23 protein-coding genes are annotated in these 22,991 nt (G+C 53.9%); 12 read left to right on the forward strand and 11 right to left on the reverse strand.

Going from position 1 to position 22,991, the window contains the following annotated elements; translation table 11 throughout:
- Nucleotides 1-32: 32 nt before the first annotated feature.
- Nucleotides 33-917 carry a hypothetical protein gene (locus RS584_RS10285; protein WP_032655601.1) on the reverse strand — a complete coding sequence of 295 codons (885 nt, stop codon included), beginning with the start codon at nt 915-917 and terminating at the stop codon, nt 33-35.
- A gap of 285 nt (nt 918-1,202) precedes the next feature.
- Here RS584_RS10285 and RS584_RS10290 point away from each other — a divergent pair, with 285 nt between their 5' ends.
- Complete coding sequence (locus RS584_RS10290) at nt 1,203-2,660, forward strand: EAL domain-containing protein (RefSeq protein ID WP_315749645.1); 1,458 nt, start codon at nt 1,203-1,205, stop codon at nt 2,658-2,660.
- An 84-nt stretch (nt 2,661-2,744) separates the two neighbouring features.
- On the opposite strand, the gene RS584_RS10295 is transcribed toward RS584_RS10290, so the two are convergent.
- The 6 genes from RS584_RS10295 to RS584_RS10320 all read right to left on the reverse strand — a co-directional run bounded on the left by RS584_RS10295 (nt 2,745) and on the right by RS584_RS10320 (nt 5,607).
- Nucleotides 2,745-3,023, reverse strand: coding sequence for a biofilm development regulator YmgB/AriR family protein (locus RS584_RS10295; protein WP_044596271.1), 279 nt, complete (start codon nt 3,021-3,023; stop codon nt 2,745-2,747).
- A gap of 23 nt (nt 3,024-3,046) precedes the next feature.
- Nucleotides 3,047-3,346 (reverse strand): hypothetical protein, encoded by a 300-nt coding sequence (locus tag RS584_RS10300; protein WP_032669919.1) that lies wholly within the window; start codon nt 3,344-3,346, stop codon nt 3,047-3,049.
- Nucleotides 3,347-3,465: 119 nt separating this feature from the next.
- The gene (gene ycgZ, locus RS584_RS10305) at nt 3,466-3,705 is read right to left on the reverse strand and encodes a regulatory protein YcgZ (RefSeq protein ID WP_003857265.1); all 240 of its coding nucleotides are present in this window, start codon (nt 3,703-3,705) and stop codon (nt 3,466-3,468) included.
- A 186-nt stretch (nt 3,706-3,891) separates the two neighbouring features.
- Entirely contained in the window at nt 3,892-4,164 is a 273-nt protein-coding gene (locus tag RS584_RS10310) for a YqjD family protein (RefSeq protein WP_003857263.1), read from the reverse strand.
- A 168-nt stretch (nt 4,165-4,332) separates the two neighbouring features.
- Nucleotides 4,333-4,956, reverse strand: coding sequence for a hypothetical protein (locus RS584_RS10315; protein ID WP_032104107.1), 624 nt, complete (start codon nt 4,954-4,956; stop codon nt 4,333-4,335).
- A 339-nt stretch (nt 4,957-5,295) separates the two neighbouring features.
- Nucleotides 5,296-5,607 carry a hypothetical protein gene (locus tag RS584_RS10320; RefSeq protein ID WP_047062800.1) on the reverse strand — a complete coding sequence of 104 codons (312 nt, stop codon included), beginning with the start codon at nt 5,605-5,607 and terminating at the stop codon, nt 5,296-5,298.
- Between the two features lie 606 nt (nt 5,608-6,213).
- Here RS584_RS10320 and RS584_RS10325 point away from each other — a divergent pair.
- The 3 genes from RS584_RS10325 (at nt 6,214) to RS584_RS10335 (ending at nt 9,491) form a co-directional block, all read left to right on the forward strand.
- Nucleotides 6,214-6,489 carry a metal/formaldehyde-sensitive transcriptional repressor gene (locus RS584_RS10325; protein ID WP_003857256.1) on the forward strand — a complete coding sequence of 92 codons (276 nt, stop codon included), beginning with the start codon at nt 6,214-6,216 and terminating at the stop codon, nt 6,487-6,489.
- A gap of 32 nt (nt 6,490-6,521) precedes the next feature.
- Nucleotides 6,522-7,640 (forward strand): S-(hydroxymethyl)glutathione dehydrogenase/class III alcohol dehydrogenase, encoded by a 1,119-nt coding sequence (locus RS584_RS10330; RefSeq protein WP_315749649.1) that lies wholly within the window; start codon nt 6,522-6,524, stop codon nt 7,638-7,640.
- A gap of 159 nt (nt 7,641-7,799) precedes the next feature.
- The gene (locus RS584_RS10335; protein WP_315749651.1) at nt 7,800-9,491 is read left to right on the forward strand and encodes a methyl-accepting chemotaxis protein; all 1,692 of its coding nucleotides are present in this window, start codon (nt 7,800-7,802) and stop codon (nt 9,489-9,491) included.
- 41 nt (nt 9,492-9,532) lie between these two features.
- On the opposite strand, the gene RS584_RS10340 is transcribed toward RS584_RS10335, so the two are convergent.
- A complete protein-coding gene (locus RS584_RS10340) occupies nt 9,533-10,456 on the reverse strand; it encodes a LysR substrate-binding domain-containing protein (RefSeq protein WP_015570563.1) in 924 nt (307 codons plus the stop codon).
- 227 nt (nt 10,457-10,683) lie between these two features.
- On the opposite strand from RS584_RS10340, the gene RS584_RS10345 reads away from it, so the two are divergent.
- Nucleotides 10,684-12,027: a VOC family protein gene (locus RS584_RS10345; RefSeq protein ID WP_017384005.1), complete on the forward strand. Its 1,344-nt coding sequence runs from the start codon at nt 10,684-10,686 to the stop codon at nt 12,025-12,027.
- 42 nt (nt 12,028-12,069) lie between these two features.
- A complete protein-coding gene (locus tag RS584_RS10350; RefSeq protein ID WP_315749653.1) occupies nt 12,070-13,575 on the forward strand; it encodes a carboxylesterase/lipase family protein in 1,506 nt (501 codons plus the stop codon).
- Here the strand turns inward: RS584_RS10350 and RS584_RS10355 are convergent.
- Nucleotides 13,562-14,404, reverse strand: a complete 843-nt coding sequence (locus RS584_RS10355; RefSeq protein WP_315749655.1) for a LysR family transcriptional regulator — start codon at nt 14,402-14,404, stop codon at nt 13,562-13,564. The two genes, RS584_RS10350 and RS584_RS10355, sit on opposite strands and share 14 nt — an antisense overlap.
- Nucleotides 14,405-14,517: 113 nt before the next feature.
- Here RS584_RS10355 and RS584_RS10360 point away from each other — a divergent pair, with 113 nt between their 5' ends.
- The 4 genes from RS584_RS10360 to rimL all read left to right on the forward strand — a co-directional run bounded on the left by RS584_RS10360 (nt 14,518) and on the right by rimL (nt 18,992).
- Complete coding sequence (locus tag RS584_RS10360; RefSeq protein ID WP_315749657.1) at nt 14,518-15,687, forward strand: pyridoxal phosphate-dependent aminotransferase; 1,170 nt, start codon at nt 14,518-14,520, stop codon at nt 15,685-15,687.
- Nucleotides 15,688-15,697: 10 nt separating this feature from the next.
- Nucleotides 15,698-16,471: an ABC transporter substrate-binding protein gene (locus RS584_RS10365; RefSeq protein WP_315749659.1), complete on the forward strand. Its 774-nt coding sequence runs from the start codon at nt 15,698-15,700 to the stop codon at nt 16,469-16,471.
- Nucleotides 16,472-16,701: 230 nt separating this feature from the next.
- On the forward strand, nt 16,702-18,357 hold the full coding sequence (locus RS584_RS10370) for a glucan biosynthesis protein (protein ID WP_315749661.1): 1,656 nt from the start codon (nt 16,702-16,704) through the stop codon (nt 18,355-18,357).
- 95 nt (nt 18,358-18,452) lie between these two features.
- Nucleotides 18,453-18,992 carry a 50S ribosomal protein L7/L12-serine acetyltransferase gene (gene rimL, locus RS584_RS10375; RefSeq protein ID WP_017384000.1) on the forward strand — a complete coding sequence of 180 codons (540 nt, stop codon included), beginning with the start codon at nt 18,453-18,455 and terminating at the stop codon, nt 18,990-18,992.
- On the opposite strand, the gene ydcK is transcribed toward rimL, so the two are convergent.
- Nucleotides 18,987-19,967 (reverse strand): YdcK family protein, encoded by a 981-nt coding sequence (gene ydcK, locus RS584_RS10380; protein ID WP_315749663.1) that lies wholly within the window; start codon nt 19,965-19,967, stop codon nt 18,987-18,989. The two genes, rimL and ydcK, sit on opposite strands and share 6 nt — an antisense overlap.
- Before the next feature lie 121 nt (nt 19,968-20,088).
- On the opposite strand from ydcK, the gene tehA reads away from it, so the two are divergent.
- Both tehA and tehB read left to right on the forward strand, forming a co-directional pair.
- Nucleotides 20,089-21,084 carry a dicarboxylate transporter/tellurite-resistance protein TehA gene (gene tehA / locus RS584_RS10385; protein WP_045906709.1) on the forward strand — a complete coding sequence of 332 codons (996 nt, stop codon included), beginning with the start codon at nt 20,089-20,091 and terminating at the stop codon, nt 21,082-21,084.
- The gene (gene tehB, locus RS584_RS10390; protein WP_015570555.1) at nt 21,084-21,677 is read left to right on the forward strand and encodes a tellurite resistance methyltransferase TehB; all 594 of its coding nucleotides are present in this window, start codon (nt 21,084-21,086) and stop codon (nt 21,675-21,677) included. The genes tehA and tehB overlap by 1 nt, the downstream gene beginning before the upstream one ends.
- Here the strand turns inward: tehB and pepT are convergent.
- The gene (pepT, locus tag RS584_RS10395) at nt 21,674-22,903 is read right to left on the reverse strand and encodes a peptidase T (RefSeq protein WP_015570554.1); all 1,230 of its coding nucleotides are present in this window, start codon (nt 22,901-22,903) and stop codon (nt 21,674-21,676) included. The genes tehB and pepT overlap by 4 nt on opposite strands.
- Nucleotides 22,904-22,991 lie beyond the last annotated feature (88 nt).

Raw genomic sequence — 22,991 nt, forward strand, 5'->3', positions numbered from 1 at the left:
AAAGGCGTTCAGCAAACCGAACGCCCGTCAGATCAGAGTGTAGGCGTCATGTTGACAACATGGCGTCGTTCTTTTGGTACCACATTAATGTAATGTGTGACATACGCAAAATATAATCCGGCATAATTTTCGACAAGCTCGATAAAGGCCGGATAAATCGACATCCGGCCATCGCCGCGATCTTTAAGATAACCTGCCTCCTGCGCCGATTTGATAATCCGTTTAACATGAATACGCGAAACGAAAAATTCTTTTGCCAGCGTGCTGGCTGAATACGCTATTATGGCACCATGTGCTGTTTTGTTTTTGATGGCCTGCAAATAGAGATAGAGCATAATCATTCGGCCACCATCCTTATCAATAAATAAACCCACCTCCGGAAGCACTTTCCTGAATGTTAATCCGCGGAAAAGGTACTCTGCGGCGCGCCGGAAAAAGTTGTGCCTCAGAATATCATTGTCCAGAAGGTTAGCATTTATATTGAATGTCGGAAAAAGAATGCTAACAGGCGTAAACGCCCCGGACATATAGCGTTTCAGCTCATCCAGTCCTTTTTCCGTTGGTGCGATTTTTGTTTTTCGGCGATCTTCGGTACAGCGCCAGGTCTTAATTCGCCCGGTGGTCTTAAGTATGGTGATGATCGCGATAACACTGTTAGGGCTGGCGATATTATAGCGGGTACACAGTGCCTTTATCTCTGAAACTGACTCAGCCTGATTACCAAAAACAAAACAACACATGGACAGTATTATGTTGAAGCGTGATTCCTGAAGCATCGTTTTATAGAACAAGGGTTGTTTTTTATAAATGGCATCATTGATTCTGTAGTGCTCTGTTATAGCTTCACCAAATCGCGGGTTGTTTTTAATAACATCCCTTCGATGTAGCAAAGCCCTGGATGAAATGTGATTATCCATAGCATTTTCTCTTTTTGTCTGGGCCGATAAGATGAAGTGTCTGGTCTTCTTTTTCGGAATTTTCATTATACCTTGTGAAGTGCATATTTACTGTCGTTATATGAAAAGAAAGTAATATTTATGCTGCATATGGATGAGTGGGTTGATTAACGCAAAGATGTTCCCGTGCATAACATTGATAACGGTTTATTAACCAAATGGGGTGCGGTAAAATTATTCAATGCGACAAAGAATATTGGCTTTAATCACATTTGGGAATGATATTTACATTCTCAGGAGCAGGTTATGTCTCAAAACTTACCTTTTATGCAAGGTACTTGCTACAAGCAACGATTCGTTATTTCAGCCTGCGGTTTCACCTTCGAGGGGTATAGCCTGCTTCTGAAGTCTCGTGGCGTAAACGCCACGCGGCTCCATTTTGAAGAGGATGAAGTTTGCTCAGGCGATGTGCAAAAAATGATGCAAAATCAACAGCCTGAAGTTTCTGTTTTTCTTGGTCGCGACGTGACTGCCTTTCTTGAAAGCCTGAAACGGTTGGTCTCGGTTCTGAATGCACTGCCGGTTATTTGTAGCGTGACCCTGTATGGTGCAATACCAGAAAGGTGGCTTTATGCCACGCTGAAAAGTCTCGTTAATAATACCAGATCGTTGTCGAGGATCAGGGTGGCGAATATTTCAGAGGTAATGAATTGTGTAGAGAATATTTCTGAAGTACATGCCGATTCGTCACGTTTATTGCGTGAAGGACCTGAGAAAGAAGGTAAGGAAAGCCTGCATGGTTTATCAAAACGTGAATTAATCGTATTGCTGAATTTTTATCGAGGTATTTCGATAAAAGAGCAGTCAGCGAGGTTAGGTTTGTCAGATAAAACCATTTATACTCATCGTAAAGTGGGGTTGGGTAAATTATATCTTATCAGAGTGTGGTTTAGCGATGCACGTGTCTTAAGGGATGAGGTCTGTGCAGTAAAAAACAAAGCGCAGGGGTTTTCGGAAGCAGAAATAAATATATTGCAGGCGTTACATAAGCGGGAAATCTTTGCGGCTTATCAAATTATTACCGATAGCGATAAAAAAGGAGTAGGCTTTGAAATTCTGCTGCGCTGGCATAAAAACGGTCAGGTCCTGAAACCAGGCCAATTTCTGGATGGGATAAAAAATGGCGAAATTTGGCTCAAGCTGACGGCGTTAGTCATTCACGCGGCCGTGTCAGGTATCAACAGATACAATGGAAAATATTATTTTTCGGTTAATATTCCTCCTCAATTGGCTGCCGGGAATGCGCTGCCGGGAATGGCGAAAAAAGCCGTTGAAATGTTACTGAAGCCGCAGTGGGCCGGGAAACTTGTCTTCGAATTAGCTGAAACCATTGATGTAACAAAGGATCCAAATATTCCTGTCACTCTCCAGCGTTTACGCGCCGAGGGGTGTCGGCTGTTTCTGGATGATTGCTTTTCCAGAGATTACGCTATGTTACCCATCCGACAGATTAATTTTGATGGACTGAAGCTTGACCGCGATATAGTTGAGCACTTTGTTGCTAACGACAATGACAATAGCATTATTAAAGCGATACAGATATACAGCGACATGACGGGAAGGGAATGCGTTGCTGAAGGCGTCGATAGCGAAGAAAAATTTGAAAAACTTATCGCGTTAGGGGTTAAACGCTTCCAGGGATATTATCTTTCCCGGGCGGTTAAAGAAGAAGAGCTGGATCGAATGGTACGGCTGTTTAGTTAATGGGTTCACTATGCTGGTGGTACGACAGACTTAACTCTTCGACCACCCGCAAAAACAGTCACTCACCAGGGCAATAATCTGTTATCAGATATCATCGCGCGTAAAACCGACAACAATTTCAAGCGTGTTTCGAATGACATCGCAGGCTTCGGGCTCCTCGGTAATTTCGAGGGCGTGAATCAGTTGCAGGATAATCTCTTTATTTGAGAGATTGTCACCGGTCAGCATAATACAGCGTATTGCCGAGCCCAACACTTCAACCTCACCACTGAGATGCTTTCCAGCATTAAGAAAATGTTCCGCCAGTCCTTTATCGTGCAGGGCTTCAAAATTATACGTCTGCTGCATAATCGCTTTACTCATGGTGGTCACCGTTTCGGTTAAAATTAGTGTTTCTTGTCTGGGGTCAGAAGCGTGTTGTGAGTAAAGAGAGAGCGCATGCGCCCAATATCATAATCGCCCATCACTCTTCCCCGGTCGTGCGATACGCCGGTTACACGCTGGCGTACTTCATCTTCAGCGGCAATCAATGCATTTTTGCGTTCATCATTTGATTCAACGTTAGCCATCGCTCGCAGGCGACCAGCAAGAGACGCAAAGGTAATAGGTCCGTTCTCTTTCAGTATGGATAATACGGCCTCACCGATAAGGTCATCCTTAAGTCGTTCAAATTTAGTTCTATGCATAGCTTCAATCTCACTCTGCTACACGCAGGAGGCTGTAGCATGGGGTTAGTCATCGCATTCAGGAGCTCTATTCTCACTCAGCATGACTAACTTAGTAAGTTAAAAAAACAGTGTTCAGGTTAACGCTCGAAGAAGAGGGCTATCAGACCGTTATAGTGCGCTTTCTCAACGTCAGACGTTGACTCTTCAATTCTGCGCAACAGCTTTGTACAGATTGTCATTCTGCTCAGTTGTACATTTTCTTTGATGATCTCACTGACGATAGCACCAAGGGTTTCCTGCTGTGTTGGGACGTTATCCTTGTTAAAATACAAGGTGATAGCGCTTTCTGCTGTAGAGGGAGCATGGTTGCGACGCATAATTTTCCACCGTTAACAAACAATTTTGTAACATCAGTGGCATTGAATTTATACTATTCGATCAAATCTGTACATTAAAATTGTACAACTTTTCACGTGGATCGTGTTTTTGTCAGGAAAACTATCAACAATAGGGGGGAAAGAGCAGGAAAGAGGGGAAAAGGAAAGGCCCCGAAGGGCCTGAAATTATTTACGTCCCAGCAGAAGTCCCAGAACGATACCTACCGCACCCGCAGCGATTAAGCCCGTTAAGGGATTGTTTCTGACGGCTTCAGTGACATCCGAGACGGCATCACTGGCCTGGGCAGCATATTTTTTCGCTGCACCTTTCACCTGGTGTTTAGGGGAATCAACGAATTCACCAAACTGCTGCTGCGCAGAGCCGGATAATTCATCAAGTTTGTTTTTGGCTTTATCGCCAGCGTACTGTGCATTTTTATCAGTGTCGAAATCAGACATTCCAGCCTCCTTTTGTTGGTAGTCTAAGGATAGACGCTGATTGCAGGAGTGAGCGAGAATTCGCTGAATTCGACGACAGATTGCCCCTTTTTAGGACATGTCTTTCTTACATGACCACCATAACGTCCAAAAAATGTCATTGATAAATATTTCCCTCGCCATCGTTCTCTACGCAGCGCGAAGAGACTGTTTCTGCCGTGCGTGAGTGCGAAAGGTAACGTAATAGCCAAGGGATGCGGCCAGGCACAGCATATAGCCGAATGATTCCGAACCTTCCTCCACGGCGTTTTTCACGACACGCATATAGCCATGCTCCAGGATGTCGTGCCACAGCACCTGCATTCCAAAGAGGCGGGAGAAGACCAGTACAGCCAGCAGGCCGCTCAACAGAATGCCGTACCAGGGGGATTGGGTATATTTTGCCAGCTGTTCCAGGGTAGCGCGAAAATGCATAACGGGGCGAATTAACGCCAGCAGAGCGGTAATCAGCGCGAACCACACCCAACTCCCATGAGAAATGAGATCAAAAAGCGCGTCCAGTTCACGAATTAGCATTGTCAGGAAAAATCCGCCCACCAGAATATTACAGTAACGCATGGATTCGTCCATTTTCGCCAGACGAAAATGGAGAAAGACAATAGTCGCTAATACCGTTTCCTGCATAATTTCGGTCAGTGATAATTCCGGAATATCATGGCCGACAAACCGCATATCAACCCAAAGACACAGTACGATAAGTGCGCAAGCGGCCGCTGCGCCAACGAAGAATAAAAAGCTCTTTAGTACAATCATTAACACCACCATTTTGTTTGTAGCGGGTATGTTAGGTGATGAGAATGTTATTTCTGTTCACATTGTGCCATATAAGTGCGGATTTTTAACATTTTGAGCTAAATAGGGTTGGTCACGACGAGACGAAAGCGTAAATATCGTCAGCCTCGTCTGTGCTGTTTAGGCGGGCGCTGTCATTACGGAGGGTGCCTTCAGGCAACGGGATGTTAGGGTATTGAGGGACCAGCGAGAGGTGGAAAACACAGCTGCGGAACTATCTTGTCGATGTTTTTTTAAGAACGAACTCTGATAGAGAAAGCGTTCAGTTCCACAAAAAATGCTGTTTCTCCACCCTGGCAATTATTTTTCTTCTGTGTACTCACCTTTTGATTTCAGTTTATCTCTAACAAGGTTGGCGCAACTGGTTGCATTCTGTAAACTCTGATCGTTTACAATAGAGGACCGAGATTTTAAAACTTCGTTGTAAGCATCTTTAACTTTCGGACTGACTGTTGCAGCATAACTATCTGGCGGGAAATCACCCAAAGGTTCTTTGTCACCGCTTAAGGCCTTAGCGCAAGCATTATTAATTTGGTCATCAATGCTTAATTGATTTGCGTTAGCAGATAACGAAAAAGCTAAAACCAAAGAGGCGAGAACAATTCTTTTCATACTTAGTCATTCCTTAATGATGAAGCGTTGTGATCCGAATTCAATTTGTGAAACCCAATTGTGATAGTAATATTTATTAAAGTGTATAGAAGTTCTATTAGATAAACCGGATCCGAACCAGTTTCAGCAATGTTTTCTGTCCGAACATGCTGTATCCGAGTTATTTTGTTTACTACAGGCTAAATGTTATCAACGATAAATATATCCAACATGTATTAGTCTATTCTTTTTCGTATTCTTATGACACCTACATTCTTTAGTGGGGGGTAGTGTGCTTGCACAAGTCTTTAAAAGTAGGATTTTTAAGGGAGAATGACGTTGTATGACTTCATCTGTACCACACTTGCATTACACTTAATAACAAGAACAACCAACACGTTAATTTTAAAGGGACAGTGCATGTCTGCCATGGATTTATCCGATCTACTTTTCGCTCATGACGCACCTGATTGCCCACTTCTGGTATATCAGCGAGTCACCAATATTAACTCCAGACGCTGATTTTTCACATTACCTACGGCTCTACTTAAAACCCACACTAAACTTCATGTTTACATAAAATCGTATTAACAGATACAATACCCCCCTACAGTATCAGGAGGGCGTATGCCGCATTCACCCGAAGATAAGAAACGTATTCTGACCCGCGTCCGCCGCATTCGGGGCCAGGTTGATGCCCTTGAACGCGCCCTGGAATCGGGCGATCCCTGTCTCGCCATTTTGCAGCAAATTGCCGCCGTGCGCGGCGCTGCCAATGGTCTGATGGGGGAAATGGTCGAAATTCACCTCAAAGATGAGCTGGTGACGGGGGAGACCACCCCGGATCAGCGGGCAGTGCGGATGGCGGAAGTCGGCCATTTACTGCGCTCTTATCTAAAATAAACCCACACACCTCACAACAAGGGAAAGACATCATGAAATCTCGCGCAGCTGTCGCGTTCGGCCCAGGCCAGCCGCTGAAAATCGTTGAAATTGATGTTGCTCCGCCGAAGAAAGGCGAAGTGCTGATCAAAATTACCCACACCGGCGTTTGCCATACCGATGCGTTTACCCTGTCCGGTGACGATCCGGAAGGCGTATTCCCGGCGGTGCTCGGCCACGAAGGGGGCGGTGTGGTGGTGGAATTGGGTGAAGGCGTCACCAGCCTGAAGCCCGGCGACCATGTGATCCCGCTCTACACCGCAGAGTGCGGCGAGTGTAAGTTCTGCAAATCCGGCAAAACTAACCTCTGCCAGGCCGTGCGCGCCACGCAGGGCAAAGGACTTATGCCGGACGGCACCACCCGTTTCTCCTATAACGGCGAGCCCATTTATCACTACATGGGTACCAGCACCTTCAGCGAATACACGGTGTGCGCCGAAATCTCACTGGCGAAAGTGAATCCGCAGGCCCCGCTGGATAAAGTCTGTCTGCTCGGCTGCGGTGTCACCACCGGTATCGGCGCGGTGCATAACACGGCGAAAGTGAAAGAGGGGGACACCGTGGCGGTGTTCGGCCTGGGCGGGATCGGTCTGGCGGTTATCCAGGGCGCGGTACAGGCGAAAGCTGGGCGTATCATTGCTGTGGATACCAACCCGGAGAAATTTAAGCTCGCAGGTGAGATGGGGGCGACCGACTTCATCAACCCGAAAGACTACGACAAACCGGTTCAGGACGTGATCGTTGAGCTGACCGACGGCGGCGTGGACTTTAGCTTCGAATGTATCGGCAACGTCAACGTAATGCGCTCAGCGCTGGAGTGCTGCCACAAAGGTTGGGGCGAGAGCATCATTATCGGTGTGGCCGGCGCGGGTCAGGAGATCAAAACCCGTCCCTTCCAGCTGGTGACAGGGCGCGTATGGCGCGGGTCAGCATTTGGCGGCGTGAAAGGCCGTACTCAGCTGCCGGGCATGGTTGAAGATGCGATGGTCGGTAAAATTCAGCTTGACCCGTTCATTACGCACCGCCTGCCGCTGGATCAGATCAACGAAGCCTTCGATCTGATGCACGAAGGAAAGTCCATTCGTACCGTTATCCATTTCGGCGACAACTGATTATTCTGCCAGCGGTTTTTTCCGCTGGCATTTCTTCCCTGATCTTCTCTAAAGTGTGACCTGTCCGGCGCTTTTAGACGTAATTTAATTCCCTGGCGTGCCGATGACTCTTTTACAGGCGTGTTATTACGCATCTTACCTATAAGAGAGTCGACGGTCATGGACAACACAACATCGATGCAGGCGCAGCCTAAGCTGAGTTTCTTGCATCACATCCGGCTGGTTCCGCTGTTTTCCTCCATTCTCGGTGGCATTATTCTCCTGTTTGCATTGAGCTCAGGTCTGGCAGGCTATTTCCTGCTCCAGGCCGATAACGATCAGCAGGATGTCACGGCAGAAATCCAGGTGCGCACCGGTCTGTCAAACAGTTCCAACCATTTACGCACCGCCCGTATCAACATGATCCACGCGGGGGCGGCGAGCCGTATCGCGGAGATGGAGGCGATGAAACAAAACATCGCTGAGGCTGAGATCCGCATCAGGCAGTCGCAGGATGGATTTGCCGCCTATATGAAGCGCACCGTTCGTACCACGGCTGATGAAGCGCTGGATGGCGATCTGAAAGCCCGCTATGACGCCTACATCGCCGGTATGCAGCCGATGCTGAAATATGCCAAAAATGGCATGTTTGAAGCCATTATTAACCACGAAAATGAGACCGCGCGTCCGCTGGACGATGCCTATAACGCGGTGCTGCTGAAGGCGATAAAAATCCGCACCGAACGCGCCAACGCGCTGACGGCACAGGCTCACACCCGCACCCGGCTGGGGCTGATGTTTATGTTCGGCGCGTTTGGCCTGGCGCTGGCGCTGGCGGTGATCACCTTTGTGGTGCTGCGCCGTACGGTGATAAACCCGCTCCAGCGAGCCGCTACGCGTATCGAAAATATCGCAAAAGGCGATTTGACCATGCCGGACGAACCGACCGGACGCAGCGAAATTGGCCGCCTGACGCGCGATCTGCAAACGATGCAGCACGCGCTGGTGACAACCGTGGGCACCGTGCGGCAAGGGGCGGAGGAGATCTACCGTGGAACCAGCGAGATCTCCGCGGGTAACACCGATCTCTCTTCCCGTACCGAGCAGCAGGCGGCGGCGATTGAACAGACGGCGGCCAGCATGGAGCAGCTCACCGCGACGGTGAAACAGAACGCCGATAACGCGCATCATGCGAGTAAACTGGCAGAAGATGCCTCCGGTAAGGCCAGCCGCGGGGGGCAGATGGTCTCCGGCGTGGTGAAAACCATGGGTAATATTTCCACCAGCTCGAAGAAGATCTCTGAAATTACCGCCGTGATTAACAGTATCGCGTTCCAGACCAATATTCTGGCGCTCAACGCGGCGGTCGAGGCGGCGCGTGCGGGTGAACAGGGACGCGGCTTTGCGGTCGTGGCGAGTGAAGTCCGCACCCTGGCAAGCCGCAGCGCGAATGCGGCGAAAGAGATTGAAAGCCTGATTAATGAATCTGTGTCGCTTATCGATCAGGGTTCCGGGGAAGTGGTTGCGGCGGGCAATACCATGAATGAGATCGTCGAGGCGGTTAAACGCGTCACCGATATTATGCTGGAGATTGCAGCGGCGTCCGATGAGCAGAGCCGCGGCATTGTTCAGGTGAGCCAGGCGATTTCCGAGATGGACAAGGTGACGCAGCAGAATGCCTCGCTGGTGGAAGAAGCTTCTGCGGCGGCGGCCTCGCTGGAAGAGCAGGGCGCACGTCTGACGGAGGCCGTTGGCGCGTTTCGTCTCATCGGGGCAGGGGCTGGACGGACTACAGCCCCTGCAACCGCAGCGAAATCCGCGCCTTTAACCCCGGCGGCGGCCGTCTCAGGTGATAACTGGGAAACGTTCTGAGTAAGACAGACCCGCCCTCGCGGCGGGTTCTGCGTTTAGGGTCAGAGAGGCATTGATTTACGAATGGCGCTTAACAGCGTTTGGGCGCCTTCAGAGAGCGGGGCATCTACCCGCGTCAGGATCCCAATCGGTTCTCCCGCGCCGGGCGATGTTACCGGCAGCGCCGTAAGCACGCCGCGTCGCAGATCGTCCTTCACCGCGCCGGACGGCACAAACCACACGTAGTCGTAATCCACCGTAAGCTGGCGCGACAGCGATGCCGAGAGCGTTTCAATACACCCGGAAGGCAGCGTGCAGCCCTGCATTTGCAGCAACGCTTCCGCATTCTGACGCGGAACGGTTCCTTTTGGTGAGACCACCACCGGCCACTCCATCACGCGGCTCAGGGTCACGGTGTCCTGCAACAGGGGATGATTCGGACGCACGACCAGCTTCAGCGATTCCAGGAACAGCAGCTCGTAATTCAGGCCGCTCATCAGTTCCGGATCGGACATCCGCCCAATGCCCAGATCCAGCTCGCCTGACTTCAGGCCCGCCAGCAGCATGGTATTATTCATGGTCGCGACCTGAAGCGTGGCGTGCTTTTGCTGACGGTGGAACTGGCCGATCGCCGCAGGCAGTATACCCAGCGCCGCCGTTGGCAGCGCGCCCACGCGCACGATGTCGCTGGCCGACTCCTCTTTACGGTTGAGCGCCTGACCGGCGGTATTGAGGGCATCGAGAACTTTAACGGCATGCGTCAGGAACTGTTCACCCACGAGAGTAAGCTGAGCGCCCAAACGGCCGCGATCGAACAGGCGGGTTCCGGTAAGCTGTTCCAGTTCGTTCAGCGTTTTGGATAGTGCAGGCTGACTGAGGTTAAGGGTTTCAGCCGCTCGCCCCAGCGTTCCCTGTTGAGCGACGGCCACAAAAGTATGCAAATGGCGCAAGCGTATGCGCTGACTGAACAGACCATTTTTTTCCATAGGCGATGTTAAAAACAGAGCGACGCGGGTGACAAGTTAAGATGTTTGAATTTGATAACCTGATAGCAAAATATTTTTAACATTTGATCCATTTGAGTTACAACCGTTTTTCGAAAATGCCCACGCTTTGACCACTCGTCTGCCTGGATCACAAATCGTAAATTCTTCCCAACGAAAGGAACGGGCTTCTCTACACTCCAGGTAGTATTCACTGGAGGCATGACATCATGGCGAACACCATCACGGCTGATGATATTCGGGAACACTTTTCGCAGGCTATGTCGGCGATGTACCAGCAGGAAGTTCCGCAGTACGGCACCTTGCTGGAACTGGTGGCGGACGTTAACCTGGCGGTTCTGGAAAATAACCCACTTTTACATGAACAACTAGCAAACGCAGACGAACTGGCGCGCCTGAATGTTGAACGTCACGGTGCGATCCGCGTTGGCACCGCGCAGGAGCTTTCCACCCTGCGCCGGATCTTCGCCATTATGGGCATGTACCCGGTCAGCTATTACGATCTCTCCCAGGCGGGCGTGCCCGTCCACTCGACGGCGTTTCGTCCGACAGACGATGCGGCGCTCTGCCGTAATCCGTTTCGCATTTTTACCTCGCTGCTGCGCCTGGAGCTGATTGAAAACGTTGCGCTGCGCGAAAGGGCGGCGGAGATCCTCTCCCGGCGCAACATCTTTACGCCGCGCTGCCTGGAACTGATCGACCTGCATGATGCGCAGGGACACTTTACTGAGGCACAGGCGCGCGAATTTGTGCAGGAAGCCCTGGAAACCTTCCGCTGGCATCGCCATGCGACGGTCGATCAGGAAACCTATCTGGCGTTGAGCAACGAACATCGCCTGATTGCCGACGTGGTCTGTTTCCCGGGGTGCCATATCAACCATCTCACGCCGCGCACGCTGGATATCGACCGGGTGCAGGAGCTAATGCCGAAGTACGGCATTGAGCCGAAAATTCTGATTGAAGGCCCGCCGCGCCGCGAGGTGCCGATCCTCCTGCGCCAGACCAGCTTTAAGGCGCTAGAGGAGCCGGTGCTTTTCGCGGGAGAACACAAGGGCACCCATACCGCGCGTTTCGGTGAGATTGAGCAGCGCGGCGTGGCGCTTACGCCGAAAGGGCGCGAGCTGTACGACAGTCTGTTAAATCAGGCCGGGACCGGCAAAGACAACCTGACCCACCAGCTTCACCTGCGCGAGATCTTCAGCGCCTTCCCGGACAGCGAAATGTTCCTGCGCCGTCAGCGGCTGGCTTATTTCCGCTACCGTCTGACCCCGACAGGTGAGGCGCATCGCCACGCATTTCGTCCCGGCGACGATCCGCAGCCGCTGATCGAACGCGGCTGGGTTGTGGCACAGCCCATCACCTACGAGGATTTTCTGCCCGTCAGTGCGGCGGGGATCTTCCAGTCGAATCTTGGCAATGAAACGCAGGCGCGCAGCCACGGCAATGCCAGCCGCAATGCCTTCGAAGCCGCGCTCGGCTGTGCGGTGTACGACGAGTTTTCGCTTTACGAGGAGGCGGAAGCGCGCAGCAAACAGCGTTGCGGTTTGCTCTGAAACCGTTACTCTGCAAGGGTGTGATGGAAAAAGAAGGTTGGTATGGAAAATCCCTCCGCCCCTGTGGTTGAAACGCGCCAGGGCGCATTGATTGGTTTTACTGAAGGCGATACTCACGTGTGGTGCGGCATTCCCTATGCGGCACCGCCCGTAGGCCAGTGGCGGTGGCGCTCCCCGCGTCCTCCCGCGCGCTGGGATGGCGTACGTCCGGCGACGGCGTTCTCCGCCTCCAGCTGGCAGAGCAGCGAAAGCTGTCAGGAGCTGGGTGGCGGCGATCCCGGCCAGTTCTCTGAAGACTGCCTGTACCTTAACGTCTGGTCGCCGATCGAACGCGCCGATCCGCTTCCGGTGATGGTCTGGCTGCACGGCGGGGGCTTTACCCTCGGCGCTGGCGGGCTGCCTCCGTATAACGGCAGGGCGCTGGCGAAGCGCGGCACGGTGGTGGTGACGATCAATTACCGTCTCGGACACCTCGGCTTTTTTGCCCATCCGGCGCTGGAGGGGGAAGAAGAGCGCGTGGTGCATAACTTTGCGCTGCTCGATCAGATCCAGGCCCTGGAATGGGTGCGCGATAACATCGCCGCGTTCGGCGGCGATCCTGAGAACATCACCGTATTTGGCGAGTCGGCCGGCGCGCGCAGCGTGCTGTCGCTGATGGCCTCCCCGCTTGCGGGAGGACTGTTCCATAAAGCCATTGTGCAAAGCGGGTACACGCTGCCCGACACCCCACGCGGGCAGGCCATGCATAAAGGCGAAGCGATTGCCGCCCATTTAGGCCTGCAAAATGCCACCGCGGAACAGCTTCGCGCGATCCCGCCTGAGGCGTTCTGGCCGCTGACCTCACCGCTGAATATCGCCCCTGCGCCCATCGTGGGTGACTGCGTTTTGCCTGAGGCCATGCTCGACGTTTTCTTCGCGGCTCGTCAGCATCCTGTACCGGTGATGATTGGGTCGAACAGCGACGAAGCCAGCGTGATGTCGGTATTCGGGGTCGATCTGGCCGGGCAGATCCAGAAGCTCCGCCGCGAGCGGCGTTTTGGCCTGGGGCTGATAAAGCTGCTTTATCCTGGCGTGAAGGGCGATGAGGAACTTGGCAGGCAGGTATGCCGCGACATGGCCTTTACCACCATGGGATACGTGGTGATGCAGGCCCAGCAGCGGGCGGGCGGCCTGTGCTGGCGATACTGGTTTGATTATGTGGCCGAAGCGGAGCACGCGACGTACATCAACGGCGCCTGGCACGGCAACGAAGTACCCTACGTGTTCGATACCCTTGGACAGGTGGAACCCTCGAGGCAGTATGTAAATGAACGCGATCTGGCCTTCGCCGCTCAGGTGGCGGATTACTGGGTGAGCTTCGCCCGGGATGCGGGGGGACGTGATAGCCTGACAGGGCCCACGCGCTGGCCCGCCTGCCGGAAAGGGCGAGACGTGCTGTTACGTATCGGTGTGAATAAACATGCAGGTTTTCGGCTTGAAAACCGCTTCATGCGTGCCCGTATGAGCCTCTTCAAACGGGTGATGAAACACCACGTCAGCCTCGACTGAGCAGACAGGCGCGAAACGCATCCAGTCCGTTTTCCGGGCCGGGTGCGTCGCGTAATACCAGCCGGTAGCTCGCCCCCGTCTTTATGCTTGTGTCAAAAGGCCGCATCAGCCGTCCGGCGCGCACGTCCTCCTCCACCAGCGTTTCATCCGCGATGGCGATGCCCAGCCCCTGAATGGCGGCGGTAATGGCCAGATCCATGGTTTCGAAGTGTTGATTTTTGAGCATGGCTGGCGGCGGACCCGGCTGTTTCGCCAGCCACAGCGTCCAGTCCGTTTTGTCCCGCGTGGGGTGAAGAAAGGTGAGTGCTTCCAGCGCAGAACCGGCCCGCAGCGGGCTCATCACCGGGGTTAAGGCCTCTTCGAACAGCAGATCGCCGGCGCTCATGTGCGTCCCAAACACAATCGCCGCGTCACAGGATTCGGTTTTGAAATTGACGTTATGATCGGTGGTGGTGGTCAGCGCAATCTGGAGTTCCGGCTGTTCGCGCTCCACCTGTAGCAGACGCGGCACCAGCCAGCGCATCGCGCAGGTAGGCGCTTTCAGACGAATAACGGTCTGGTGCGTTCGCGCCTGTTCAGCAACGTTCCGCAGGTGCTCAAACGCAGATTGCAGCTCCGGCAGCAGGGCGCTTCCCTGAGAGGAGAGACGCAGGCCGCGCGCATGGCGCTCGAACAGCGGGAAGCCGAACCAGCTTTCCAGCGAGGCGATTTTGCGGCTTACCGCCCCCTGCGTCAGACAAAGCTCCTTCGCGGCATGGGTAAGATTCAGGTGACGCGCGGTCACGATAAATGTCTCTACGGCGTTGAGCGGAAATGATCGACGCGACATATCTCACCTTAGCTATGCGTTTTTGTCATGGCTATTATGACAACAATTCGATTGTCCCGGCAATGAAGTTGTTGTTTGAATAGTTATGCATTCACCACGAGAAGGGACAGAGGATGACTTTGAAAACGCCGGTGCAGACACGATCCAAATTGCCCGATGTGGGAACCACCATTTTTACCGTTATCGGCCAGCTTTCAGCCCGGCATAACGCCATCAACCTTTCTCAGGGTGCGCCGAATTTTTCCTGCGACCCAAAACTTATCACCGGCGTGACCCGCGCCATGGAGGCAGGGCATAACCAGTACGCCTCCATGACCGGGCTGCAACCGCTCAGGGAGCGCATTGCGGACAAAATTGCCACGCTCTATGGCACGCGCTATGACCCGGCGAGTGAGGTACTGGTGACCGCCAGCGCCAGCGAAGGGCTTTACTCAGCCATCAGCGGGCTGGTTCATCCTGGTGATGAGGTGATCTATTTCGAGCCCTCCTTTGACAGCTATGCGCCGATTGTGCGTCTGCAAGGGGCGACGCCGATTGCCATTAAACTGACGGTACCGGATTTTGCCGTGAACTGGAATGAAGTCCGGGCGGCTATTACCCCGCGCACGCGGATGATCATCGTCAATACGCCGCACAACCCGAGCGGACAGGTGTTTTCAGCCGCCGATCTGCATCAGCTGGCAGCGCTGACGCGCCACACCGACATCATCATTTTGTCTGACGAAGTGTACGAGCACGTCGTTTTTGATGGCGAACCGCACCACGGAATGGCGACGCACCCGCAGCTGGCGGAGCGCAGCGTGATTATTTCTTCTTTCGGAAAAACCTATCACGTCACCGGCTGGCGCGTGGGTTATTGTGTGGCACCCGCGGAGCTGATGGATGAGATATGTAAAGTCCATCAATTTTTAATGTTCTCGGCCGATACGCCGATGCAGTACGCGTTTGCCGAACACATGTCCGATCCGCAAACCTGGCTGTCGCTGGCGGCGTTTTATCAGCGCAAGCGCGATCTGCTGCAAAGTTTGCTCGCCGACTCACCGTTCAGGCTGCTACCAAGTGCCGGTTCGTTCTTCCTGCTGGCGGATTACAGCGGCTTTAGCGACGAGCGCGACAGCGAGATGGTGAAAAGGCTGATTGTCGAGTACGGGGTTGCCACCATTCCGCTGTCGGCGTTTTATGCCGATGGCACGGACAATAAACTGATCCGTCTCTCTTTTGCGAAGGATGAGGCGACGTTACGGGCAGGTGCCCAGGCCCTTTGTCGGGTTACACCACGTTAAGGAATTTGAGATGAAATTACGCGCGTTAGTTGTCGGCATGGGACTGCTGTGTTCAATCTCGTCGTTTGCCGCTACCGAGTTGCGATATGGGCTGGAAGCGGAATATCCGCCGTTTGAAAGCCGCAATGCGTCAGGCGAGCTGGAAGGGTTTGACGTAGAACTGGGAAATGCCATCTGTAAAGCCGCCGCGCTGAAGTGCAGCTGGGTTGAAACCTCGTTTGATGCGTTGATCCCCGGTCTAGTGGCGAAAAAGTTCGACGCCATAAACTCGGCGATGAACATCACCGAACAGCGTCGCAAAAGCATTGATTTCACCCAGCCCATCTATCGCATTCCCTCCCAGCTGGTGGGCAAAGCCGGTTCTGCGGTAGAGGCTACCCCCGAAGGGCTGAAGGGCAAAACCATCGGCGTTCTTCAGGGTTCAATTCAGGAAACTTACGCCAAAGAGCACTGGGAAAAGCACGGTGTCACCGTGGTGTCTTATAAAGATCAGAATATGGCCTGGGGAGATCTGCTGAATGGCCGCATCGATGCCTCGCTGGTCATGTCAGCGGCCGGGCAGGCAGGTTTCCTCAGTAAGCCGCAGGGTAAAGGGTTTGGCTTTATCGGCAAACCGGTGTCGGACGACACCATCCTCGGCAGTGGGATCGGCTTTGGGCTGCGTAAGGGGGATGAGGCCACCAAAAAGCAGCTTGATGCCGCAATTGATAAAGTACGTGCCGACGGCACGATCGCTAAACTGGCTGATAAGTACTTCCCGAGTATCGATGTCAGCGTAAAATAACCGCCTCGTTGGTCCCGGCTGTTGATGTCCAGCCGGGACACTTTTATACATAACTTTACCCCTTTTTCAGGCCGTTCTGGTCGACAGAAAATATTTCTCGGTTTGTTCAGATAATCACCCGCCAACAATTGGATTCTTAACCGTTTTTGTTTAGGCTGTGCGTTCTTTCTTGCCGTCATTTCGCTGCGCGCGAAACTCATTCACACGACCATAAGGACGTTTTCTCAGGCATGAATCGCAGACGTTTTCTCAAAGGTTCCCTGGCAATGGCTGCCCTGAGCGGCACTTCTGGCCTTGCTTCTCTGTTTTCCCAGGCGGCGTATGCTGCTGACTCCGACATTGCCGACGGTCAGAGCCGTCGCTTTGACTTCTCTGTTCTGCAATCCATGGCGCACGATCTGGCGAAAACCGCGTGGGGCGGTGCGCCGCGTCCGCTGCCGGAAACGCTGGCCACCATGACGCCGCAGGCGTACAACGCCATCCGTTACGATGAGAAGCAGTCGTTGTGGAATAACATTGAAGGCCGTCAGCTGGACGCCCAGTTCTTCCATATGGGGATGGGGTTCCGCCGCCGCGTGCGCATGTTCTCGCTGGATCAAACCACCTCTCAGGCGCGTGAGATCCACTTCCGACCTGAGCTGTTCAGCTACGGCGATACGGGCGTGGATACCCGCCAGCTTGAAGGGCAGAGCGACCTCGGCTTCGCCGGATTCCGCGTCTTTAAAGCGCCGGAGCTGGCGCGACGCGATATCGTTTCGTTCCTGGGCGCGAGCTACTTCCGCGCGGTGGATGATACCTACCAGTACGGCCTCTCTGCGCGTGGTCTGGCGGTGGATACCTTTACCGACACCCCGGAAGAGTTCCCGGATTTCACCTCCTTCTGGTTTGAAACCGTGAAGCCGGGTGATACCACCTTTACCGTCTATGCGCTGCTGGACAGCCCGAGCATTACCGGTGCCTATAAGTTTGTGATCCACTGTGAGAAGAGCCAGGTGATCATGGACGTCGAAAACCATCTCTATGCGCGCAAAGACATCAAGCAGCTCGGCATCTCGCCAATGACCAGCATGTTTAGCTGCGGCAACAACGAACGCCGCATGTGCGACACCATTCATCCGCAGATCCACGATTCAGACCGCCTGGCGATGTGGCGCGGTAACGGGGAGTGGATCTGCCGGCCGCTGAACAACCCGCAAAAGCTGCAATTTAACGCCTACCAGGATAAAAACCCGAAAGGCTTTGGTTTGTTGCAGCTTGACCGTGACTTCTCCCATTACCAGGACGTCATGGGCTGGTATAACAAGCGACCAAGCCTGTGGGTCGAGCCGCGCAACAACTGGGGGAAAGGTTCCATTGCCCTGATGGAGATCCCGACAACCGGCGAGACGCTCGATAACGTGGTCTGCTTCTGGCAGCCAGAGAAACCGGTGCAGGCGGGTGATGAGCTGGACTTCAAATACCGTCTCTACTGGAGCGCACAGCCGCCGGTGCGTTCCCCGCTGGCAAACGTCTACGCCACCCGTACCGGTATGGGCGGCTTCCCGGAGGGCTGGGCGCCGGGTGAAAATTACCCGAAAGTGTGGGCCCGTCGCTTTGCCATTGATTTCGTCGGGGGCGATCTGAAGGCCGCCGCACCGAAGGGCATTGAGCCGGTGATCACCCTGTCCAGCGGTGAAGCGAAGCAGGTGGAGATCCTCTACGTCGAGCCGTTCGACGGGTATCGCATTCTGTTTGACTGGTATCCAACCTCTGACTCCACCGAGCCGGTGGATATGCGCCTGTTCCTGCGCTGTCAGGGCGATGCCATCAGCGAGACCTGGCTGTACCAGTACTTCCCGCCCGCGCCGGACAAACGTAACTACGTTGACGACCGGATCATGCGCTAGTCCTTATGGGTTTGTGCCGGGTGGCGACCCGGCCTGCTCCGGACGCATTTGTAGGCCGGGTAAGCGTTAGCGCCACCCGGCAATTAAGAGGCACCATGTCTTCAGAAATCATCCCCGTTAACCAGGAAATCGAGCTTCGCGCCGTCGAAGAGCGCTATACCACCGATCTGCATAACCTCGTAATCAAAAACAAAACCTGGCTGCAAACCGCCTTTGACTGGGCGCAGCATGTCGGCAGCGAAGAGGACACGCGCCGCAACGTGCAGAGCAACCAGATGTTGCACCAGCGCGGTTACGCCAAAATGTTCCTGATTTTTATGAATGACGAGCTGATAGGCGTGCTCTCCTTCAACGCGATCGAGCCTGCGAATAAGGCCGGGTATATCGGCTACTGGCTTGACGAAGCGCATCAGGGGCAGGGTATTCTTTCTCAGGCGCTCCAGGCGTTTATGCGCTATTACGTTGAGCGCGGTGAGATCCGCCGTTTTGTGATCAAGTGTCGCGTGGATAACCAGAGCAGTAACCGGGTGGCGCAGCGCAACGGTTTCACGCTGGAAGGTTGTTTGCGGGAAGCGGAAATGCTCAACGGTCGCTACGATGACGTGAACCTGTACGCCAGAATCTTCCCGCTATAGCGCCCCCAGCAGCGGCGTCCGGGTGATCCGCGTGTCGCCGTTGATCACTTTGGCTCCCCGGACGTGAATGCTTTCACCCTCCAGCGCCTCGATAACCGCATCGTCCGTTATTTCCACCTGATGCTCAATCAGGACATCGCCGCTGATACGCGCCCGCCCCTGAATGACCACTTTGTCATCAATCAGGATCGGCCCGCCGCGTAACCACGCCTCGCCGCCTATTAATACGTGGTGTTTAATGACGCAGTTGCCTTCGACGAGGGCGTTTTCCGCGACCTGTGAACTGTACCGCACGGTCGGGATGGCATCATCCTCCAGACCGGCCAGCAGACGGGCGTTGCCGTACACTTTGGCGCAGTCGCACACCCAGACGTTATTCAGCGCGTTGCCCTCAATAATGGCGCGATCGAACACCTCGGCGCGGTGCTCAACAAAGGCCCAGGTCACCATGGCATCGCCGTAGATTTGCGCCTGATGCACAATACGCGACTGGCTGACCGTGGCTCGGTCATAGATTTGCAGGATCTGCTCACGGTCGGGTGTCAGCCCTTTGGCTGCAATCACCAGGCTGTTATGCAGCACCCGCGCGTCACCCGCGATACGACATTCCCCGCGTACGGTGGAGTGCTGAATGGTGACGTTGTCACTTATTACCGCCCCGTGACTCACCTCTGCCGCGTCAAGCCAGCCGTTGCCGCCAACGTGTGCGCGGTGGCTTACGATGCAGGGTTGGGTGAGGCGGGCGTTACCGGATATCTTGGCCCCGGCAAACACCACGCTGTTTTCATCGTAAACCCAGCAATCCCCGTCCTGGGCGAGCGCGTGTTCATCCTCAACCCAACCGCCTTTAGTCCCGCTGGTCACATCGTTAAAATCCTTCACGGCAATAATTTGTCTGAGAGGCGTTGTGCACGGCGTTGAGCCGTCCTGCCAGCGCCAGAGACGCGTTTCATTGCTAAGCCGATATTTTGTCATCGTGATATCCCTGAAAAGCCTTTCAATAAACGTAGCAAAGTTTTGGTTTTTCGAAGTGCTGGCGTCCGCTCAGGAAACCCCTTAAAATGGCATTTAAAATACATTTTAAAGTTTAAAAAAAATGCATAACCAAAACCAACGCGTTCTTAACTTGCCCGCCGGGTATTTCGGTATGGTCCTCGGGACCATAGGCATGGGGTTCGCCTGGCGTTACGCCGGCACCATCTGGCCGGTGACACGCTGGCCGGGCGAGATCCTGGTGGCGATGGCGGTAGCGATCTGGTTCCTTCTGAGCGTGGCGTTTCTTACCCGTGCGGTACGGTTTCCACATAGCGTGCTGGCCGAGATGCGGCATCCGGTAATGAGCAGTTTTGTCAGCCTGTTTCCTGCCACAACGCTGCTGGTGGCCATCGGCTTTGTGCCGTGGTACCGCCCGGTGGCGCTGGGGTTGTTTAGCGTGGGCGTGGTGATCCAGCTTGCGTATGCCGCCTGGCAAAGCGCCGGGCTGTGGCGCGGCAAGCATCCGGAAGAAGCCACGACGCCGGGACTGTATCTGCCGACGGTGGCGAACAATTTTATCAGCGCGATGGCCTGCGGTGCGCTGGGTTTCCACGACGCGGGGCTGGTGTTCCTTGGTGCCGGGGTCTTTTCCTGGCTGAGCCTGGAGCCGGTCATTTTGCAACGCCTGCGCAGCGCGGGCGAACTGCCCGCTGCCCTTCGTACCTCGCTCGGGATCCAGCTTGCGCCTGCCCTGGTGGCCTGTAGCGCCTGGTTTAGCGTCAACGGCGGCGAAGCGGACACTTTCGCCAAAATGCTTTTCGGCTATGGTCTGTTGCAACTCCTGTTTATGCTGCGTCTGATGCCGTGGTATCTGTCGCAGCCGTTCAACGCGTCGTTCTGGAGCTTCTCGTTCGGGGTGTCGGCGCTGGCGACCACCGGTTTACATCTGGGGCAGAGCAGTCCGTCAGGGTTCTTTCATGCCCTCGCGGTTCCCCTGTTTATTTTCACCAACGTCATCATCGCGATGCTGCTGGTCCGTACTTTTATCTTGCTGATGCAGGGCAAACTTCTGGTGCGCGCTGATAAGGCACTGCTTATGCAATCTGAGGAAAAATAATGACTGTCGATGAAAACTACTTTACTGAGAAATATGGGCTGACCCGCACGCACTCAGAGGTGCTGCTCAGCGCGGACATTGTTAAGCCCGGTAAAACGCTCGATCTGGGTTGCGGAAATGGCCGCAACAGCCTCTACCTCGCTGCCAACGGCTATGACGTGACGGCGTGGGATAAAAACCCGATGAGCATCGATAACATTGAGCGCATTAAGGCGGCGGAAGGGATCGCGAATCTGGAAACGGCGATTAAGGATCTGAACAACCTGACCTTTGACGGCGAATACGACTTTATTCTTTCCACCGTCGTGTTGATGTTCCTCGAAGCGAATACCATCCCTGGTCTTATCGCCAATATGCAGCGTTGCACCAGACCAGGCGGCTATAACCTGATCGTTGCTGCCATGGATACGGAGGATTATCCGTGCACAGTCGGTTTCCCGTTTGCCTTCAAAACCGGTGAACTGAGCAACTACTACGAAGGCTGGGAGCTGATCAAGTACAACGAAGAGGTAGGGGAACTCCACCGTACCGATGCCAACGGGAACCGTATCAAGCTGCGCTTCGCTACCATGCTCGCACGCAAGCCCGCTTAACGCGCCGCCAGCAGACAGAGTTGCAGGGCCGTGCGACAGGAGGCCTCGAACGACGACAGCGGTAAAAACTCAAACTTCGAGTGGAAGTTATGGGCGCCGGTGAAGAAGTTCGGGGTGAGCAAGCCTTTGGCTGACAGGGCCGCCCCATCCGTGCCACCGCGCATGGGGATCGGTTTTGGGGTGATGCCAAGCGATTCCATCGCCTCGAACATCAGGTCGATCGCGCGGCGGTCTTCGCCAATCGCATTGCTGATATTGCTGTAGGTATCCTCAATGCGGTATTCCACGTTTGCCGTGGGATGCTGTGCGGCTATTTGCGCCGCCACATCGGCAATGTGCTGCTTGCGGGCGGCGAAACCATCTTTGTCAAAATCACGAATATTGGCTTTCAGTATCGCTTCGTTCTGCCCGGCCTGGATGCCGTTAAACCAGATATAACCTTCGCGCCCCTCGGTGCATTCCGGGGTTTGCCGGCGATCGAAATGGCTGATGAAATCCGTTGCCATCAGCAGCGGATTGACCAGTACCCCTTTGGCGGACATCGGGTGAGCCGTGACGCCGGTAAAGCGAATTTCAGCCGCCGCCGCGTTAAAGTTCTCGTAAACAATCTCCCCCAGCTCGCAGCAGTCGATGGTCCAGGCAAAATCGACGTCGAAGCGCTTCAAATCCAGCGCTTTCGCGCCGCACAGGCCAATCTCTTCATCGGGCACAAACGCCACCACAATATCGCCATGCTTATGTTCAGCGGTGAGGTTTTCCAGCACCGTCATGACCACGGTGACGGCCGCTTTATTATCTGCGCCTAATACGCTGGTTCCGTCGCTGAAAATAATCTCCTCATCAGGATAAGCCAGAATTTCCGGGTGCTCATTTACGCGCAGCCAAATATCTTTCTCTTTATTCAGGCAGAGATCATCCCCCGTAAACGTTAATATTTGTGGATGAATATCCGGGGATAAACCGACGTCGACGGTGTCGATATGGGTAATAAAACCAATCCGCGGCGCGCCGGGAACATTGCCTTTTTTGACGGCGGTAACGGTGGCGAACTCATCAATCACAATATCGTCTAACCCCAGCGTTTCCAGCTCCTTCGCCAGCTCCCGCGCCATGTCGTGCTGACCCGGGGTGGAGGGCAGGGTTTTGACTTTCGGGTCGCTCTGGCTGGTGATGGCGAGATAGCGGAAAAAGCGTTGGGTTAATTGTCTGGAGAGTTCTGAGCCCATAGTGTTTCCTTCTGTATTTATTTTTCATGTGTTTGCGCCATCACTTTAATGTTATTTATGAAATGGCAAAAGAAGTAATTAGCCGTCG

The sequence above is a fragment of the Enterobacter sp. DTU_2021_1002640_1_SI_PRY_ASU_LCPMC_013 genome (assembly GCF_032389435.1).
GTDB lineage: Bacteria > Pseudomonadota > Gammaproteobacteria > Enterobacterales > Enterobacteriaceae > Enterobacter > Enterobacter hormaechei_C.

Coding starts and splice junctions, on each gene's coding strand:
- RS584_RS10300 (WP_032669919.1), bottom strand. CDS start 3,346: ATGCATAGAACTAAATTTGAACGACTTAAGGATGACCTTATCGGTGAG.
- RS584_RS10290 (WP_315749645.1), top strand. CDS start 1,203: ATGTCTCAAAACTTACCTTTTATGCAAGGTACTTGCTACAAGCAACGA.
- RS584_RS10320 (WP_047062800.1), bottom strand. CDS start 5,607: ATGAAAAGAATTGTTCTCGCCTCTTTGGTTTTAGCTTTTTCGTTATCT.
- tehB (WP_015570555.1), top strand. CDS start 21,084: ATGACTGTCGATGAAAACTACTTTACTGAGAAATATGGGCTGACCCGC.
- RS584_RS10295 (WP_044596271.1), bottom strand. CDS start 3,023: ATGAGTAAAGCGATTATGCAGCAGACGTATAATTTTGAAGCCCTGCAC.
- RS584_RS10345 (WP_017384005.1), top strand. CDS start 10,684: ATGGCGAACACCATCACGGCTGATGATATTCGGGAACACTTTTCGCAG.
- RS584_RS10330 (WP_315749649.1), top strand. CDS start 6,522: ATGAAATCTCGCGCAGCTGTCGCGTTCGGCCCAGGCCAGCCGCTGAAA.
- RS584_RS10365 (WP_315749659.1), top strand. CDS start 15,698: ATGAAATTACGCGCGTTAGTTGTCGGCATGGGACTGCTGTGTTCAATC.
- RS584_RS10350 (WP_315749653.1), top strand. CDS start 12,070: ATGGAAAATCCCTCCGCCCCTGTGGTTGAAACGCGCCAGGGCGCATTG.
- RS584_RS10310 (WP_003857263.1), bottom strand. CDS start 4,164: ATGTCTGATTTCGACACTGATAAAAATGCACAGTACGCTGGCGATAAA.
- RS584_RS10335 (WP_315749651.1), top strand. CDS start 7,800: ATGGACAACACAACATCGATGCAGGCGCAGCCTAAGCTGAGTTTCTTG.
- RS584_RS10340 (WP_015570563.1), bottom strand. CDS start 10,456: ATGGAAAAAAATGGTCTGTTCAGTCAGCGCATACGCTTGCGCCATTTG.
- RS584_RS10325 (WP_003857256.1), top strand. CDS start 6,214: ATGCCGCATTCACCCGAAGATAAGAAACGTATTCTGACCCGCGTCCGC.
- ydcK (WP_315749663.1), bottom strand. CDS start 19,967: ATGACAAAATATCGGCTTAGCAATGAAACGCGTCTCTGGCGCTGGCAG.
- RS584_RS10370 (WP_315749661.1), top strand. CDS start 16,702: ATGAATCGCAGACGTTTTCTCAAAGGTTCCCTGGCAATGGCTGCCCTG.
- RS584_RS10360 (WP_315749657.1), top strand. CDS start 14,518: ATGACTTTGAAAACGCCGGTGCAGACACGATCCAAATTGCCCGATGTG.
- ycgZ (WP_003857265.1), bottom strand. CDS start 3,705: ATGCGTCGCAACCATGCTCCCTCTACAGCAGAAAGCGCTATCACCTTG.
- tehA (WP_045906709.1), top strand. CDS start 20,089: ATGCATAACCAAAACCAACGCGTTCTTAACTTGCCCGCCGGGTATTTC.
- pepT (WP_015570554.1), bottom strand. CDS start 22,903: ATGGGCTCAGAACTCTCCAGACAATTAACCCAACGCTTTTTCCGCTAT.
- RS584_RS10315 (WP_032104107.1), bottom strand. CDS start 4,956: ATGATTGTACTAAAGAGCTTTTTATTCTTCGTTGGCGCAGCGGCCGCT.
- RS584_RS10355 (WP_315749655.1), bottom strand. CDS start 14,404: ATGTCGCGTCGATCATTTCCGCTCAACGCCGTAGAGACATTTATCGTG.
- RS584_RS10285 (WP_032655601.1), bottom strand. CDS start 917: ATGGATAATCACATTTCATCCAGGGCTTTGCTACATCGAAGGGATGTT.
- rimL (WP_017384000.1), top strand. CDS start 18,453: ATGTCTTCAGAAATCATCCCCGTTAACCAGGAAATCGAGCTTCGCGCC.